General features: G+C 37.2%; 16 protein-coding genes. 1 reads left to right on the forward strand and 15 read right to left on the reverse strand.

Annotated elements, in window-relative coordinates:
• Window positions 1–8 precede the first annotated feature (8 nt).
• The 15 genes from CYP28_RS07705 to pyrE form a co-directional block, all read right to left on the reverse strand.
• The gene (locus tag CYP28_RS07705) at window positions 9–518 is read right to left on the reverse strand and encodes a hypothetical protein (protein WP_103593752.1); all 510 of its coding nucleotides are present in this window, start codon (window positions 516–518) and stop codon (window positions 9–11) included.
• Window positions 515–1468 (reverse strand): hypothetical protein, encoded by a 954-nt coding sequence (locus CYP28_RS07710; RefSeq protein ID WP_103593753.1) that lies wholly within the window; start codon window positions 1466–1468, stop codon window positions 515–517. The genes CYP28_RS07705 and CYP28_RS07710 overlap by 4 nt, the downstream gene beginning before the upstream one ends.
• A complete protein-coding gene (locus tag CYP28_RS07715) occupies window positions 1465–2133 on the reverse strand; it encodes an ABC transporter ATP-binding protein (RefSeq protein ID WP_103593754.1) in 669 nt (222 codons plus the stop codon). The genes CYP28_RS07710 and CYP28_RS07715 overlap by 4 nt, the downstream gene beginning before the upstream one ends.
• Entirely contained in the window at window positions 2130–3239 is a 1110-nt protein-coding gene (locus CYP28_RS07720) for an ABC transporter permease (RefSeq protein WP_103559505.1), read from the reverse strand. Before CYP28_RS07720 ends, CYP28_RS07715 begins: the two co-directional genes overlap by 4 nt.
• Window positions 3229–3414 (reverse strand): hypothetical protein, encoded by a 186-nt coding sequence (locus CYP28_RS07725; RefSeq protein ID WP_054197437.1) that lies wholly within the window; start codon window positions 3412–3414, stop codon window positions 3229–3231. Before CYP28_RS07725 ends, CYP28_RS07720 begins: the two co-directional genes overlap by 11 nt.
• 1 nt (window position 3415) lies before the next feature.
• The gene (locus CYP28_RS07730) at window positions 3416–4537 is read right to left on the reverse strand and encodes a nitrous oxide reductase accessory protein NosL (RefSeq protein ID WP_103593755.1); all 1122 of its coding nucleotides are present in this window, start codon (window positions 4535–4537) and stop codon (window positions 3416–3418) included.
• 73 nt (window positions 4538–4610) lie between these two features.
• The gene (locus tag CYP28_RS07735) at window positions 4611–5438 is read right to left on the reverse strand and encodes an SEL1-like repeat protein (RefSeq protein WP_103593756.1); all 828 of its coding nucleotides are present in this window, start codon (window positions 5436–5438) and stop codon (window positions 4611–4613) included.
• Window positions 5439–5443: 5 nt separating this feature from the next.
• A complete protein-coding gene (ccsA, locus tag CYP28_RS07740; protein WP_103593757.1) occupies window positions 5444–8059 on the reverse strand; it encodes a cytochrome c biogenesis protein in 2616 nt (871 codons plus the stop codon).
• Between the two features lie 14 nt (window positions 8060–8073).
• Window positions 8074–9039 carry an NrfD/PsrC family molybdoenzyme membrane anchor subunit gene (nrfD, locus tag CYP28_RS07745; protein ID WP_087584878.1) on the reverse strand — a complete coding sequence of 322 codons (966 nt, stop codon included), beginning with the start codon at window positions 9037–9039 and terminating at the stop codon, window positions 8074–8076.
• A 1-nt stretch (window position 9040) separates the two neighbouring features.
• On the reverse strand, window positions 9041–9712 hold the full coding sequence (locus CYP28_RS07750) for a 4Fe-4S dicluster domain-containing protein (protein WP_103593758.1): 672 nt from the start codon (window positions 9710–9712) through the stop codon (window positions 9041–9043).
• A gap of 21 nt (window positions 9713–9733) precedes the next feature.
• Window positions 9734–10492, reverse strand: a complete 759-nt coding sequence (locus CYP28_RS07755) for an FKBP-type peptidyl-prolyl cis-trans isomerase (RefSeq protein ID WP_103593759.1) — start codon at window positions 10490–10492, stop codon at window positions 9734–9736.
• 46 nt (window positions 10493–10538) lie between these two features.
• On the reverse strand, window positions 10539–12605 hold the full coding sequence (locus tag CYP28_RS07760) for a multiheme c-type cytochrome (protein ID WP_021090404.1): 2067 nt from the start codon (window positions 12603–12605) through the stop codon (window positions 10539–10541).
• Between the two features lie 95 nt (window positions 12606–12700).
• The gene (locus CYP28_RS07765; protein WP_103593760.1) at window positions 12701–14128 is read right to left on the reverse strand and encodes a c-type heme family protein; all 1428 of its coding nucleotides are present in this window, start codon (window positions 14126–14128) and stop codon (window positions 12701–12703) included.
• Window positions 14118–14807, reverse strand: coding sequence for a response regulator transcription factor (locus CYP28_RS07770; RefSeq protein WP_054197345.1), 690 nt, complete (start codon window positions 14805–14807; stop codon window positions 14118–14120). The genes CYP28_RS07765 and CYP28_RS07770 overlap by 11 nt, the downstream gene beginning before the upstream one ends.
• Window positions 14808–15050: 243 nt before the next feature.
• The gene (gene pyrE / locus CYP28_RS07775) at window positions 15051–15659 is read right to left on the reverse strand and encodes an orotate phosphoribosyltransferase (RefSeq protein WP_103593761.1); all 609 of its coding nucleotides are present in this window, start codon (window positions 15657–15659) and stop codon (window positions 15051–15053) included.
• A gap of 119 nt (window positions 15660–15778) precedes the next feature.
• Here pyrE and CYP28_RS07780 point away from each other — a divergent pair, with 119 nt between their 5' ends.
• On the forward strand, window positions 15779–17146 hold the full coding sequence (locus CYP28_RS07780) for a Na+/H+ antiporter NhaC family protein (RefSeq protein ID WP_103593762.1): 1368 nt from the start codon (window positions 15779–15781) through the stop codon (window positions 17144–17146).
• The last annotated feature ends 84 nt before the right edge of the window (window positions 17147–17230 follow it).

The raw sequence follows: 17230 nt of genomic DNA on the forward strand, positions 1-17230 counted from the left end.
TCGTAAATTTATATCTTATTTTCTGAAAGTAGGATGTTTATATATGGGTTTATGAGCGTTTCGCCACGTGCTGCGTATAGTAAGACCTCTTTAAAATAGTTATCACATATGCCATACAAGTGAAACTCATATGCCCCTATGCCATATCCCATCGGTGTGATGTCGACCCTTGAGTACCAAGCGTCTTGTGCCAGGATATAGCGGTTTGTATCCTTTGTGTATACATATAGCTTTATCTTTTCTTTATCTTTTTCTGCCATATACCAGATAAAAGAATTTGTGATATCGTTAAAGAAGTAGATATTGCCATTTGGCATGATGGCTTGAGCTGTGTCGTTGTTATCAGCGATAAGCGTCCTACTCTCATAACATATATATTTATTTGGTGTTAGCTCTTCGATCGGCTCTGATTTGCCGTTATTTAAAACCAAAATTTTATCATCACTTATGTCGGCATTATAGGCAAGTACGGCTAAGACTAGAGCTAACAAACACAAAGAAAAAATTTGTTTTATCAAAATAAAAATCCTCTTAACAAATAATATTTTAGGACATAAAGCGCACAGATCAGCACGCAAACACTTAGCCAGATCGATGAAAATTTAAGCTTGTGTGAGTAGTTTGTCTTTGTGATAATCTCAACAAGATATGGCATAAGACCGTAAAATACACCGAGAAACAAACTGCCCCAGATGAGGTAGCCAATATAAAAATAGTCACCTTTTAGCATGCAGTATGGGCATTTGTGATTTGGTTGCTCGTAAACATAAAGGCCAAAAAAGTAGGTAATTGCATAGTAGCTAAGCACCAAAAACAATAAATTTGCCACAAAGCTCGCCATACTTTGCTTTAAAAAATTTAGCACCAAAATGACAAAAAAGAGCACATAAAATGCACTCACTAAGCCAAAATTTGTATAGCCAAATGGTAGCTTTGGAGCTTGAAAAGTAACAGAACAGCAAAAGACCGGCACTTTTAGTGGAATATTGTAAAAAAACGAAATTTCTATACCAAGTTCGACTAATATCATGACAAAAAGGCAGATAAAAATGGCGTATTTTTTCTTTAGATAAGGGAAATTTAGAGCCTGCAAGTCAAGCTTATTTATAACCAGCCAAATGCCAAGCCCAAAGATCAGCAAAATTTTAGTGAGCATCAATATACCACCAAATTTATTCGAGCCGATCACGCCAGCTGAACACATGGCACCAGGCACAATATCAGAGAGTTCATTTAGGCAAAGTGCAAAGAATATAAACAATACGATCTTGATACAAACACAAAAAAGCAAGATCGTATTTACAAGGTAGTTTTGTTTTTCAAGCGAGTATTGAAGCGATGTTAGTGCGTTGTAGTCCCACGATCTCACGACCCTAATGACATAAAAAAGCGAAATACTCATCAAAACTAACAGTACAAACTCCGCTAACAAAAAGGCGATAACGGCGTTTGATAAAAAGACACTCATACTATCTCTCCGTTTTGTAAAGAAACAACCCTACCTGTTGCACTTAGCTCATCAAAAATGCTATCGTGAGTAGCGACAATAACACTCTTTTTTAGAGCTTTAAAAGACTCTAGTAAGCCTAAAAATGCACGTGCATTATCTCTATCTAAATTTGCCGTTGGCTCATCAGCCAAGATGATGTTAGCATCCATAGATAAAGCCCTAGCTACCGCACATCTTTGACGCTCGCCACCACTTAAATTTGATACGTTCTCATCTTTTTTATGAGCGATATTTGCAAGATCAAGCGCTCTCTTTATCATCTCATCTCGCACATTTGCCTTGAAATTTGTTAGAGCAAATGGAGCTAGTAAATTTTCATATACACTCAAGCCATCAATAAGGTTAAAATTTTGAAAAACCAATCCAAGCCTCTTGTGTCTAAGCTCAGAACAAAAGGCATCAGGAAGCTTTGCGATGTTAGTGCCATCTATCAAAATTTCTCCACTAGTTGGCTTTTGAAGTAGGGCGATAAGCGAAAGCAAGGTGCTTTTACCGCTTCCACTAATGCCTTTTAGTATCACTATCTCGCCGTCATTAATATCTAAATTTATATTTTTTAAAGCACAAAACTCATTTTGTTTGTTTTGGTTATAAACTAGGCTAACACCTCTTATATTTATCATTTTAGCCCCTCATTTATGTCACTACTTGCTACTCTCCATGAAGGTATGAGTACAAACGCCAAAAATGGTATCACACCAAAAACAAAGATCAAAAAGAGTTTATCAAACTCTAAAATAGGCGTGAAATTTGTAAAATTTAAAAGCTCATCGCCTAAAAATATCCCTTTTAAAAGTGGAGCATTTAATACAAAAACAAAGAGATAAGCCAGCATAACACCTAGTAAAAAAGCACTAACGCTCACGATGAAATTTTGTATAAATTTTAAAAATATAATATCTTTTATGCAAAAACCGATGCTTCTTAAAATAGCTATTTCACGCTTTTTACTACCATAGGCGAGTGAAATTTGGTTTTTAAGCAAGACAAAGAATATAAGCATAACACTAACGTAAATGCTCATGAAAATTCCACCCTTATAATAGTAAAGGTGCCTAACCTTAGCCACCTCATCTTCTATACTAAGAGCGAAAGAATTTGGATATAAATTCTCTATCTTTAAAGCTACTTCACTGATCTCATCGGTATTTGGCACCTCAACGTAGAGCTTTGTATACTCTTCATCTTTTAAATTTAAGATAGCCCTTAGCGTATTTGGATGCAAAAATATAGCGTTATTTGAGATTAAACCACTTTGTGCCGGCATGGTCTTTAATATCTTTACTGGTATCATGCGCTCTTCAGTTAGAAAATTAAAGCTCTCGTCGTAGTAAAGCTCATTCATCGCCGCCTTTACACCTTCTCCGACGATCATCTCATCCTCTTTTAAGCTATCATCTTCATATAGATGAAACCAAACACGCTTTTGAACGAAGTAGTACTCTCCATCAACCACGCCCCTAACGTCAGCCACGCCATCAATCTTTGAGATGTCGTAGATATAGCCAGGGTGCATGAGATCATTTTTGCCAGCACGAAATGCACTCACTACGATACTTGATCTATCTTTTACTAAATTTATAAGATCATGTTGGATCGATCCAGAGATAAAAAGTACCGAGCTTAGCACAAAGATAATGAGTGCAAAGAGGCAAAAGCTAAAAAGGTGATCCTTCCTATCTTTAAAAAGCAGAACCACAGCATAGTTTATAAAATTTTTACCTATCATAGACAAAGCCTTTTTGCCCCTTTTGGTTAAAACTAAAAGCAGCATTTGCTCTTGTTATCTTAGAAATTTCTCTTAGTTCATCTTGCTTTGCTTTATGATCAAAGCTAAGATAGTGTGCCGCTAAAAGCGTATAAGAAAGTCCAAAAAATAACGCTAAAAAAACTAGAAATTTCACACTATTTACCGATAAAGTTCTTTATCTCGTCAAATCTTATGACACCTTTGCCAGCATGATCTTTTAAAAAGCTCTCTGCCTTTGCTTCATCTTTAAATGGGATAAACTCATCACCCATTGGTCCATAAACGTTTGAACCGTGAACATAAAACGCATCTTTTGCATCAAGCTTTTCTAGCGTGTAATAATCACTCACATAAGCATCTTTCATTTTGCCATCCGCAAAGTAAAATTGTGCCATATCCTTTACACCATCAAAATAATAATCCTTGCCATCTGCTTTGATGAGTGTTGCCCATGGAGAATTTTTGACAAGCATGCCACATACCGCACATCTTGCACCTTTTGGTACGACTATTCTCTCAGGTTTTTTTATTTCTTGTTTAGCTTTTGAAGCTTGGTTGCTAGCGCCTACATTTGCCGGAGCATCCCATAGATAAAGAGCAGCGGCTTGCAAGTGCTTGTCGTACTCTGGGGCTTTGCTGGCCTCTTTTGCGTCGCATACTTTTTTGAGATGAGCTTTTAGCTCAGAGATAGCCTTAAAGCTTTTTGGATCAGTTTTGTCGCAGTTTGCCTCGTAAAATTCCTTACCATGCGCGTAAACGCCGTCCTCACGCTTAGCTTTGATCATCTTATTGTCGCCTGCGAAGTCTTGTCCAGCGATCTCGTAAGCTTTAGCAAAATTCATTATCTCACCGCCATTTTCTGCTTGAAATTCTTTTGCGTCAGCCTCGGTTGAAAAGGCGTATTTGCTATTTCTAGTCATTGTGCCTTTAACACTACTACCAACGACATAAAAAGCTTTATTTACATCGATTAAATTTAGATTTTTAGTATCGACGACCTGCGCGTCGCTTGGGATCTTACCTTCTGTTAGCTCGTATAAGCAGTGAAGTGATGCTACTTGCTTGCCGTTATATACGTGATTAGTCTTATAAAATTTAACCAAATTCATTCCACAAACGGCGCAGTACTCCTTGCCCTCGCCATTTCCTACTAGTGTAGCCTTGCTAGGATCCACGCTTTGAAACATCGGTTTCATTTTGACGGCTTGTTCATTTGTAGAAGCACTAAAAAGTATGGTTGCTAGTAGTGCTGAACTCAAGATAGAACGTAAAATCATAATTATCTCCTTTAGTATTTTTTATTTTTATATTTATAAGCTTTAAATGCCACTGGGCTAACTTTATCAAGCATCAATGCTTTCCTAAAATTTCTAAATTCTCGCACGCTTCTTTTAAGCCATTTTTGCAGCTTCTAGTAAAAATTTCACGTGCTTTCTCCACGTCTTCTTTTACGCCTTTACCTTCAGCTAGCATGATAGCGTAATTATTGCAGCCCTTTTCATATCCATATATACACGCTTGCTCATAAAGTTTTGTGGCTTTTGTGAGGTTTTGATCAACGCCTTGTGCATAAACATATAAAAAGCCAAGATTATCACACCCTATGCCAGCTTCGTTTGCGCAAGCCATTTCGTAGTTTACTTTGGCTTTTGCATAGTCTTTCTCGACACCTTCACCCTGCGCGTATAGATAGCCAAGGTTACTACATCCTATGCCGTCCCCTGCTTTGCAAGCCTTTTCATAAAGCTCTTTTGCCTTTTTAATATCCTTTGTCACGCCGGTGCCATTTGCATAAAGCAAGCCAAGCTCCGTGCAACCCTCGTTGTCGCTACATGCTTTTTCATAAAATTTAACTGCTTTTGCTAGGTCTTTTTCCACACCTTTGCCTTTTTCATAGACGTAGCCAAGGTTGCTGCAAGCCATAGAGAAGTTTTGATCACAAGCTTTTTCATAAAGCATTGCTGCCTTTGCTTCGTCCTTTTTGACATTGCCATCACCTCTGCTGTAAAGCACAGCTAGATTGTAGCAGCCTGATGCCTTTTTCTCTTTATCACAAGCATCTTCATAAATTTGTGCTAGCTTATTATGGTCTTCTTTTGCACTCAAAGCCTCTTTGATGTAGCCAGCATTTAAAACACACAAACTAGCAAATAATAAAACCAAACTCTTTTTCATCATATCTCCTAAATCTCTTTTATATCCTTACCTCTATAAGCAAAGGCGATTAGCAAAGCCAAGAGCATTAAAAGCAAATAAAGCAAATTTGAAACGCTAAATCCATCGCCATTTGCGTATGAGTGAAGTCCGCTTAGATAGAAATTTACACCAAAATAGGTAAAAATAACTGAACCAAAAGAGAGCACGCTAGCTACCAAAAAGGTAAAAATATTTTTTAATCTTGGGATAAATCTTAAATGGAGCGCAATGGCATAAATAATTATCGTAATGTACGACCAGCTCTCTTTGCTATCCCAGCCCCAGTATCTGCCCCAGCTCTCATTCGCCCAGACGCCGCCAAGAAAATTTCCAATAGTTAGCAAACTAAGTCCTATGATGAGGCTTAGCTCATTAGTTGCGGCGAGGTATCTTATCTGCTCACTAAGCTTTTGCTCGTTTTTTTGATTTTTTATAGCCATTAAAAGAAGTCCAAGAAGCCCGAGCACAAAGCTAAAACCTAAAAAGCCATAGCTTGCTGTGATGACGCTTACATGCACGCTAAGCCAAAATGACTTTAAAACTGGAACTAGATTTGTTATTTGTGGATTTATAAAATTTAGATGAGCCACAAGCAAGCTCACACTTGCAAAAAGTGAAGCAGCTCCAAGAGCAAAGCTTTGATGTTTAAAAAATAAAACTCCAGCTAGTACACTTGCAAGCGAGATATAGACTAAGCTCTCATAAGCATCACTCCAAGGTGCATGCCCTGAGATATAAGCACGAAGAGCTAAATTTAACAAATGCACCGCAAAGCCAAAATAAAATGCAAGGCTTAATGCGCTCTCAAATCTAAATTTCTTTCCAGAAAATAGCCTATAAAAACCAAGAGCGAGCGAAACTAGCCCAAGAATCATGTAAAAATATATAAGAAATTTAAAAATTTCCATTTGATTATAAAGCACTTCAAGCTCCACCTTTGCCTTGCTTGGCGCAAGGGAGCCTAGAGTGCTTCTTTGATAGCTTGAAATTTTCTCCAAGCTCCTATCAGCCTCTTTGCACTCACCACTTTTTACACAAAGGCTTAAATTTTCTATATAAGCGCCTAAAACACTTTTAAGCTCGCTTGAAATTTCACTTGAGCCAAAGGCTTCATTTACGCCTAGCCACGTTAATTTATCGCCATTTTTAGCTGGTATAAATTTTAAAATTTCTCCCTTTAGCGCAAGGTATAAGATATTTAATCTCTCGTCAAATTTGATCACATCGTTGTCAAATTTATCTCTTTTAGAGGCGGATTTTTCATTTGCAGCTTCTACAAATTTAGCCAGCTTATACTCGCCATTTTCGTTAAAGACATCGTTAAAACTAGCAAATTTTTCATTAATACCCAAAAGCTCGCCTACGCGCTCACTTGTGATTTTTACTATCCTTTTATCCATCCACTCTTTTGGTGAGATGGCAAAAGAGAGCATTAGCTCCTCGCTGCTAAGCCCAAAGAGCGTAGTTTTGGTTGAAATTTTACTTATCACAGCTCTTGAGTAAGAGCCAGCTGGAGCGATTCTGCTATCAGCTTGAGTCAAAATTTTGGCAAATTTGCTTGAGTGGGCGTCTAAATTTTTATTATTTTCATTAGCAAAATTTGGAGTAGCATTTAAAAGCAAAATAGCCAAAAATGCGATTTGCGAACCTTTTATAAAATTTAGCAGTCTAAAAAAACGGCTCTTTTTGATAAATAAATTTGCCACAAAGCCAAGGCAAAGTAAAAAATATCCTATGTAAGTTGGGATTTTGCCAGGATCACGGCTGATCTCAAAAGCGCTTCCAAGCTCGTCAGGATCGTATGAAGACTGAAAAATTTTATAGCCTTCAATCGTTAGTGGATTATTTAGCGAGATGTCGTACTTGCCGCCAGCGATACTTACTTTACTTGTATAAGATGATGGACTATTTAGCCCCGCATATCGCTCTAAAATAAACTCGTCAAGCTTTAATGAAAATGGCAAATTTAAAGCCTTTGAGCTAAAGTAAAATTTCGCCTCTTGCCCACCAAAACTTAGCACACTTGGCTCTAGCTCATATCCAGCTCCGCCTTTTAGCTTAACACTCTTTTTTTCGCCGTTAAAACTTATCTCTAAACTAAGCGTAGCAGGAGCATTTTTCTCATCTTTTTTATACTTAAGTAAGTTAATTATAAATTCTTTGCCAACTATAAAATTTTTAAACTCAAAGTCGTTTTTACCAAATAAGCTTAATTTTAATGGATAACTAAAATTTTCTCCAAGTATTTCGACTCTAAGATAAGGCTTGACGCTTTGCATCACATTTGAGCTTTGCAAGGTTCTAAGATGCATAACGCCCTCTTCGCCAAAATACCTTGTAAGCGCAGCCCCAATGAAGATAACGATAAAAGCAAGATGTATCAAAAATGCGCCAAATTTCTTATACATCTTGGTTTTTACGATACTAATGGCTAAACAAATAGTGCAAGCAAGCATAACACACTCGTACCAAAGCGCTTCATAAACAAGCACTCTAGCCGTTTGTGTGTCATAAAAATTTTCTAAAAAAGTCGCAAGCCCTGCACCAAAAGCAAGAATAAATAATAATATCAAAGACAAGCGGTAGATATTTAAAATTCTCATCGCTCGCCTCTACTTTAAATGCTATAAGTTTGTCCCGCATAAAGTATAAACACCCTAAGCAGTAAAACACCAATAACAGCCGCTAATGAACTGATATAAAAGCTAAATTTTAGGCTAGCTACTTTTTTGCCAAATGCGAAATTTAAAACAAAAGGCACAATAAAGCCAACTAGCACAACACCAAGCCAAAAGAAATTTGCCCAAACACCGCTATAAAAAGCAACAGCTGCATTTTGCTGATAACTTGAGCCAAGCAGAAGCGATACAAAAAGCATTAAAATGAGTAAAATTTCAGCTCCTAAAACGCTAAATTCTACGCTATGAAGCGAATGAAGGTCGCTTGAATGTGGATCTTCTTTAAATAAAGCTGCTGCAACCAAGCTACTGCCACTTATGCCAGCACTTAGTCCTGAAGCTATAAATAAAGCTGGAAGCACAGCTGTGTTTAAGAGTGGGAATCTAATCAAAACTGAGATCAAAAATCCAGTATAAGCACAAATTATTACAGCAAAAATGAGACAAATACGACTTAAAAATGGATAAAGCGGTATTAAAATTTTCATTATTAGTGCAAAAAGAGTGCTAAAGGATTTTAAACTTTTGGCTAAGAAATTTGAAATCTCATCATTAAATGCATAAAGGCACATCAAAAAGCTAAGCGGTATAAATACACAAAGTCCGGCAACACCGATAGACATAACTGATGTGAAATTATAATTAATCAAAATTTTCCAAAATAAAAGCGGCTTTTCAAGGTCAGCTATCAAACAAACCATACCAAGCATGATACTAACAAATGCTAAAAGCGAAGCAGCCTTAAAAAATGGGCTAAAGCTCTCTTGCTTTTTATAGTGTTTTAAAAGTATAGCAGCGATTAGCGCTCCACCACTCATACCAGCTAGCAAAAGATAAACAGCGATCGGCCAGCCCCACTCTACTCCATGCGAAAATGTTGCAGTAAAATTTAATGCACCATCCATCTTACACCCCCATTTTTACTTTAGGAATATATCTAAGGCTTGGTTTTGTGCCAAGCTCTGCTCTTAGTCTTATGCTATCTTTTACGGCTAGTAGTTTGCTGATGTGCGAATCTTCATCGTTAAGGTCACCAAAGACGATCGCCTCATATCTACAAGCTTCTACGCAAGCTGGCTCTTTGTCGTCCTTTAAATTTGTATCTACGCAAAAGTTACAGCTTTGAGCTGAATGAGTAACCTTATCGATATATCTCACATCATATGGACAGGCTACGATGCAGTATTTACAGGCGATACAATCATCTATATTTGTAGTTTGTATGCCAGTTTTTTCGTCTTTATGACAAGCCTTGGTCGGACAAACAGCTACACAAGGCGCATCGACGCACTGCTGACAAGACACTCTTACAAATCTTTTATCGAGTAAATTTTTAGGATTAGTCTTATCTTCTATAAAAAGTCTCATCTGTCCTTTTGGGACTAAATTTACCTTTCTGCAAGCTATCTCGCAGTCTGTACAGCCAACACATTTATTTTGGTCAAATATCATACCAAAGTGTGGTTTTTTTACACTTTCTTCACTCTTAAAAGCAAAACCACTACTTGCCGCACCAGCACCAGCAGCCGCAACTACCATGCTTTTTAAAAAGGCTCTTCTATTTTTTTGATTTTGCATTTTTAACTCCATTTTTATATCTTAATGAGGCTTTTTAATGCCCTCATTTAGTTCTTTTTCGTGAATTTTCTTTGCAGCCTCGGCTAACTCACCTGGCTTTAAGACCTTAACAAGCTCTATCTCAAAAACAATAGTCTCGCCTCCAGGTATGCCCTCCATGCCGCTATCACCGTACGCAAGTTCTGACGGGATAACAAATTTAAACTTATCGCCCTCTTTCATGAGCATTAAGCCCTCTTCAAGGCCTGGGATCAAATTTAGCATAGAAAGATGGGCTGGAGCCTCTTTTGTCTCATCAAAGACCTTACCATCGATAAAGCTAGCTTTGTAGTTTGCTATGATGATACTTTCTTGTTTTGGAGTCGCTCCCTTTTTGCTTGATTTTAAAATTTCATATTGCAATTTTGATTTTGTCGTTTTTACATTTTTATTTTTTGCATTTTTATCCATAAAAGCATTGCCCTGCTTTAAATTCTCTTTAAGTATGGCGGCTTCTTTTTCTTTTACTATCTTGTCTAAATTTTCAGCTCTTTTGTTTAGTAGCTTTGCTATCTCATCATCGCTTAGTTTTAGCTCTCCTTTTAGTGCATCACTAAAACCTTTGATAACGGCCTCAGCATCGTAGCTAATGCCTATTTGTTTTTGTTCAAGTAACCCTTTTAAAACATATCCACCACTTGTTGCTCCCATAGCATAAGACTCATTTGAATCTACATTTGCAAGCAAACTAGAAGCACTTAAGCTAAGAAGTAGCGTAAATTTTAAAACCTTATTTTTCATATCAAACCCTTAAGATTAAAGGGGCTAAAACTAGCCCCTAAATGCTCTATAAATTTTTATTCAAAATTCTTTGAGCTTCTTTTATATACTCTTTTGATGCATCGAGTTTTTGTTTAGTAAATTTAAATCCGTGCATACCCCACGAACCATCTTTTTCAACCATATCGATGATCTCTTGAGCATTTTGGATAAGCTCATAAACTCTTACTTTATCACTTGCATCAAGTTTTTTAGTCTCAAGTAGTGAGTAAAGTCCTTCAATACCAATCTTAACTTCAGAGAATTCATTCTTAACTGGAGTTTGCCATCCCATAACTTCATCATAAACTTGTTTTTGGTTTTTGAAGTGAAGTGTTGGTTTTAGCTCAGATAGTACTGGGCTGTGGCAGCCTTTGGTATCTTTCATATCTTTATCAGCCCAAGATGTTCTAGCGCAAGCCCACATCAAGTCAACGTAGTTATGGCCATTTTTATCTCTCTCAAAGTGCCAATCTTTAGCATCTCTTGGACCTTTAGCAGCATCGCCTGGTACTAGAGATTTCTCTTTTGGATCAACCATGATCTTCCAGATGTGAGATCTTCTTTGAGTATCAAAGCCAGCGTTGTCTTGGAACTGAACAGCGTAGAAATTCTCACAACTCATCATAAATGGCATGTGGCAAGATGCACAAGTGTTGTCTTTGTGAGTATCTGCTTTAGATGCGATATATGCTTGAGTCTCGTGGCAATCTTTACACTCTTTTCTAATTTTTGGTTTAGTATAGAATGAGCTTAGATAGCCTTGCTCTGAATTATAGTTCATACCTGTTACACTCTTATCACCTACAACTGGACCTGTGTTATCGTGTGGATCGTGGCAAGTAACACATCTCATACCTTTATCATAGTGAGCTGTAAAGTATGATTGTGAACCTTCAGAACCACATCCTGGTCCCATTGATTTAAATTTAGAGCTTAAAGAAAGATCAAGCTTACCGTTATTAAGCGGATTAGCACGAGCTAGATCTGGACTAAAGTTAAACCTTTGGTGGCAGCGTTCGCAGTTTGATGTTCTAAAATTTGTAGCCCCATCAAGGTGACCGCCAGCTCCGTGGCACTCCTCACAGCTTACACCTTTTGAGATAGTGTGTTTTTGAAGCTCTTTGGCATTACCAAGTGCTGCGTAAAATTCTGCTTTTGATTTGAAATCAAATTTAACTGGGTGACAAACTTCACAATATGATGAGTTCGCTTGGAAAAACATCGACTTTTTGTGTTTTGCGGCGTATGAAGCTAGACCTCTAACATATCCGCCATTGTCGCCATACTCTTCAAGAGTGCCAGGAAATTCTGGGACAAGCTCTTTTATCTTTTTAACAGTTGCGTCGTCTAAATTTAACGCCCATGTTCTTTGCCATTGGTTACCGCCAGCTACGATCTGACCTGTGCCATCTCTTAGCAAGCCGCCCTCAACGTAATAAGTACCACGAAGTAACCATGCATCTACGTAGCCCATTTTTGTTCTTAAGTGACCAACAGTTGCATAGATCACATCTGGTGTGATACCTTTTGGAAGGATAGAAGCGGTATCTTTGTCAAATACTGGCTCAGTTAGGTTGTTATTAACCTCTGGGTGCTCACCAGGGAAACGCATAGTAGTTGCGTGGCGAGATCTGCTCCATACTTCATACTGAGCTGGGTGACACTCACCGCACTTTTCTGGTCCTACAAATTTGTTAGGAAACTGAAGCGATGAAGTGGCTGGAATTCTATACATCATAGAGCTATAGCCCTTACCGCCATCTCTTTTACTAAGCTTTGACATATCAAAGCCATGTCCCTCGGCAAGCCACTCTAAGCCACGGTCGTGAACGACCATTTTACCGACGGTTTTACCACCATATTTTGTAAAAATAGGGTGGTTTTTAAATAACCAGTTATACATCTCTTGCTCTTCTACAACGTAGTCTTGCAAGGAGATAACACCTCTACTTTGCAGTGTGCCTTTAGGATTTGCGATAACATCACGTGCTTTATCGGACATCTGCATATTATGCTCTTCGCAACAGGCTTGTGAAGCGAAGATGCTAACACCCATGAGCAAACCAGCTAAGGCTTTTTGTAGATTTCTCATGTGCCCTCCTTTAAATTTTTATCCTAAAATCAAAATGATTTCATACTGATAATACTAACACCAAAAAAGGGTAGAAAAGGGGGAATTTTAATAAATTATAAATTTTCGAAACTAATTGTAAATGTAATACTATTTTCATCTACATTTCTAGCAAAGATTAGCGCGTTATTTTTGTTAGCGATTAGCCGGCTCATATATAGGCCAAGCCCGCTGCCAGACTCTTTTGTGCTAAAGTGTGGCTCAAAGATAACTTTTAAAAACGAAGTCTTTATCGCTCCTGCATTATTTTGAACGCATAAATTTTTACGATTATCTTTTATAAAAGTATAAATTTTTATTACTCTTGGCTTTACATAGCTTTGTTTAAATGCATCTTTTGCGTTATTTATAATATTTATTAAAATTTGGATTATTTCATTAAAATTTGCAAAAATCGTAAAATTTTCTCTTATATCGATCTCTATTTCGATTTGATATTTCTTAAGTGAGGCGTTTAGAATTTTTATAGTCTGATTTACTACTTCCTCTACGCTAAACTCCCTTTTTAAAGTATTTGGCTTAAAAAAGTTTTTAAAATCATCAACCGTTTCAGACATGAAATTTATCTGCTTGCTAGTCTCTTCTATAAACTCATAAATTTTTGCTTCATCAAGCTTTTTTCGCTCCTGATAGAGTTCTAAATTTATTAAAGCTGAGCTGATTTGAGCTAAAGGCTGCTTCCACTGATGTGAGATATTGCCTATCATTTCACCCATCGAAGCTAGACGACTTTGATGTATCATTAGCTGCTCGGTCTGCCTTTTACTCTCTTCGCCACGCCTATGCATCTTATAAACAAGTAGCAAAAATATCCCAAATATAAAGGCTATCGCGCTCATTATGATGACAACCTCTTTTAAATGGTAAGAAAAAATGGCACGTAGTGGGATTTTAAAAGATAGCATTGCCATCATCTCACTTGCCTCAGAAATTTTTCCATTTGAAATTTCATAACGATCCAACATCTGTTTTGGAGCACTTTCGCTATTGTGACAGGCTAGGCAAGATGTATTTTGACTTTTTATAGGAAGCCCTACAAAAAATTGTGAGCCGTTTTCATCTTTTATAATCTTTGAAAACTCACTGAATTTATTCTCTTTAAAGCCTCTTAACACCTGCGCTTCAAATTCATTTGGCTCATGAGCTTTATTTAAAGGTGCCATGGCGACTAGTTTGTAGTCAAAGTCAAGATTGTATTTTTTCTTTTGGATATTATAAATTTCACGGCTTATATATGAAGATGAGAGCAATCTCTCGTCAAAAAAATCCTCTTTTATAATGCCATCATGCTTTAGCTGCTCTATTAGCGGACGCTGAACGCCTGCAATGTACTCTCTTACAGAATTTATACTCTCAAGGACGTAGTACGCCTCTTTTTTGGCATCTTTCATTGCAAGATTATTATAAAAATTTAAAACAAGTGCGGATATTAAGAGATAAACAAAGATAAAAACACTAACGATTAGCTTAAATTTATATTTCACAAAGATAACCTACACCGTATAAATTTTTAATCACATCTTTGCCAAGCTTCCTTCTAAGCTCTTTTACGATCGTCTTTATCGCCTCTTTGCTTGGCTGCTCATACTCCCAAATATAATCAAAAATTTGTTCATAAGTTATAGTTTGATTTTTATTGTTTAAAAAATACTCTAAAAGCCTACTTTCACTCTTGCTTAGATGAGAAATTTCACCATTTATATAAAGTACTTTTTTGCCAAAATCGTATTCTAATTCATCATTTAGCCTAAGAGTCGGCTTGCGTCCAACAAGCTCTAAAGCAACGTCTTCTAGGGCTTTTATAAATGATTTTTTATCATATGGCTTTGCAAGATATCTTGTGATCTTTAGCTCAACCGCTCTCCACAAATACTCTTGCTCGATGTGGCTTGATAAGATCACGATAGGAATTTTTTGATTTATGGTTCTTACTTTTTTAGCGATCTCTAGGCCATCAATATTTGGCACGCTTATATCAAGTACCAAAACATCATAAGCATCGCTCATCGCTAGCTCAAGTGCATCATAGCCATCTGTTACGCCATTTACCTCGGCAAAAAATAGCTCCAAAGAAGCACAAATATTTTTTAAAATCGCCTCTTCATCTTCAAGGCAAAGGACCTTTTTGTTTGATAAAACGTCTAAAATATCATATTCTTGCATAGCTTCATCTCGCTTTTTGAGCAGATATTATCACTTGGTAGCTTAAAAAATAAGATTATCTAAAAAATAATTCATACCGATATAAAAGATAGATTGCTTTTAAAAATTAAACTATAAATTTTTGTTGAAGTGACTTGAAGTCTTGATTAAAATTTTTTATGAGTACTATTTTTGGATTTTTATAAAAATTTTAGCTATCGATCAATTTAAAAAAGAAAGATAGCTATATTTATAGTATAAATTTTAGTTGCCTCTGCTTCCAGGCTTAATAGCCTTGCTGCCGCTCTTACAAAGCGGACAGCGCTCTGGCTCGTAAATTTCAAATTCAAAATTCCCTAAAGCAAAAAACGGCTTGTCACTTGGCAGTTTTGCATTTACTTTAGCTTCATTGCCCAAATTTGCAACCTTACAAAAGCCGCGGTTTGCAAGTGCCGCAAAGCCAACCACCTCGCCCCCAAGGCTCTCTATCACGTGCGCTGCTTCAAGTGCTGAGCCACCAGTTGTTATGATATCTTCACAAACTATAAATTTCTCGCCCTTTTTCACTTCAAAGCCGCGCCTTAGGCTCATCACCCTATCAACGCGCTCTGTAAATATAAAGCGCTTTTTCGCCGCACGAGCTAGCTCATATCCAGCTAAAATTCCACCAAGTGCAGGAGAACAAACGCTATCAAATTTAATGCCAAATTTCTCTATCACACGCGCTAACTCATCTGCTAGCTTTGCAGCAAGTGCTGGGTCTTCAAGTATCTTCGCACTTTGCAGATAAAACTGCGAGTGGTTACCACTGCTTAGCAAAAAGTGTCCCTCCAAATACGCCCCAGCGTCCTTATAAATTTTCTCTAAATCCATCGCTTTTTCCTTTTAAAATTTACTCAAAATCTTAACACAAGCCCACTTAAGCCACTCTTTTTAAAATTTAATAAGCCACACATTTGTATAATCTCTCAACACTCACAAAAAGGACGCTCATGCTTATATTTAACCCAGTTGTTTTTAGCATTTTGGTAATGACGATACTTTGTCTATTGCGTTTTAACATTTTGCTTTCTATCCTTATCTCTGCTCTTGTTGCGGGAGTAATGTATAAGCATGGATTTAGTGGATTTGAAAGTGGCATTGCAGATGGGATTGATAGCCTCTTTACAGCCCTAAAAGAGACTACACAAAGCCTCATAAGCGGTATGCAAGGCAATCTTGAAACATCGCTTAGTTATATTTTGCTTGGTGCTTTAGCAGCCGCCATCGCAAATACAAATTTAACTGCTATCTTGATAAATGCTTTGAGTAAATTCCTTAGCTCAAATAAAGTGATTTTTATACTAACTATTGCATTTATAGCATGCTTATCTCAAAATTTAATCCCAGTTCACATAGCTTTTATACCTATTTTAATCCCGCCACTTCTTGCTATTATGAACAAAATGGGAATAGATAGACGTGCCGTAGCTTGTGCTTTGACGTTTGGTCTTCAAGCACCTTATGTAAGCCTTAGCGTTGGCTTTGGTCTGCTTTTTCACAATATCTTAAAAAAAGAACTAGCAAATAACGGCATAACCACATCTATTTCTGATATCTCTTCTGTTATGTGGATAGGCGGCGCTTCTATGCTTATCGGACTTATCCTTGCCATACTTTTTTATGGTAAAAAAAGAGCTTATAAAACTTCAAAATTTGAAAAAGAAGAGCTTGATGAGATCGAGCGCGCAAAAAGCCTTGAGATGACTAAAAAAGAGTGGGCGGTTTTAGCTGGTGCAGTTGTGGCTTTTGGTGTGCAAATTTATACTGAGCTGCTACCTCTTGGCGCACTACTTGGACTTTTGGTTATGGTCGTTTTTGGTGGTATCGAATACAAAAAAGTAGATAAGATCATGGATAACGGCCTTGCTATGATGGGATTTATCGCTTTTATCATGCTAGTTGCTGCAGGTTATGGCACTATCTTAAGAGAGAGTGGCGGTATCGATGAGCTTGTAAAATACGCTAGCTTGGTATCTGGCGGCAAGATAGGCGGTGCATTTTTGATGCTACTTATTGGTCTTTTAGTCACAATGGGCATAGGCACTAGCTTTGGTACGATACCTATTTTAGCCTCTATCTATGTACCACTTTGCCTTAGCCTTGGCTTTGGCGTGCCAGCTATCATCTTGCTAGTTGGTATCGCTGCAGCTCTAGGAGATGCTGGAAGCCCAGCAAGCGATAGCACACTTGGGCCAACAAGCGGTCTAAATGCTGATAATGAGCACAATCACATATATGATACTTGTGTGCCTACATTTGTATTTTTCAATATCCCACTTATCATCGGTGGTATAGTTGGAGCTATGATACTTGGATAAAATTTGGCGTTAATTACGCCAAATTTCTTTTTATTTCTTCTGCTTTTTATCAATATAAATTTTGGAACATCTTTTGCTTTTGAC

The organism is Campylobacter concisus (assembly GCF_002914195.1).
GTDB classification, from domain to species: domain Bacteria; phylum Campylobacterota; class Campylobacteria; order Campylobacterales; family Campylobacteraceae; genus Campylobacter_A; species Campylobacter_A concisus_M.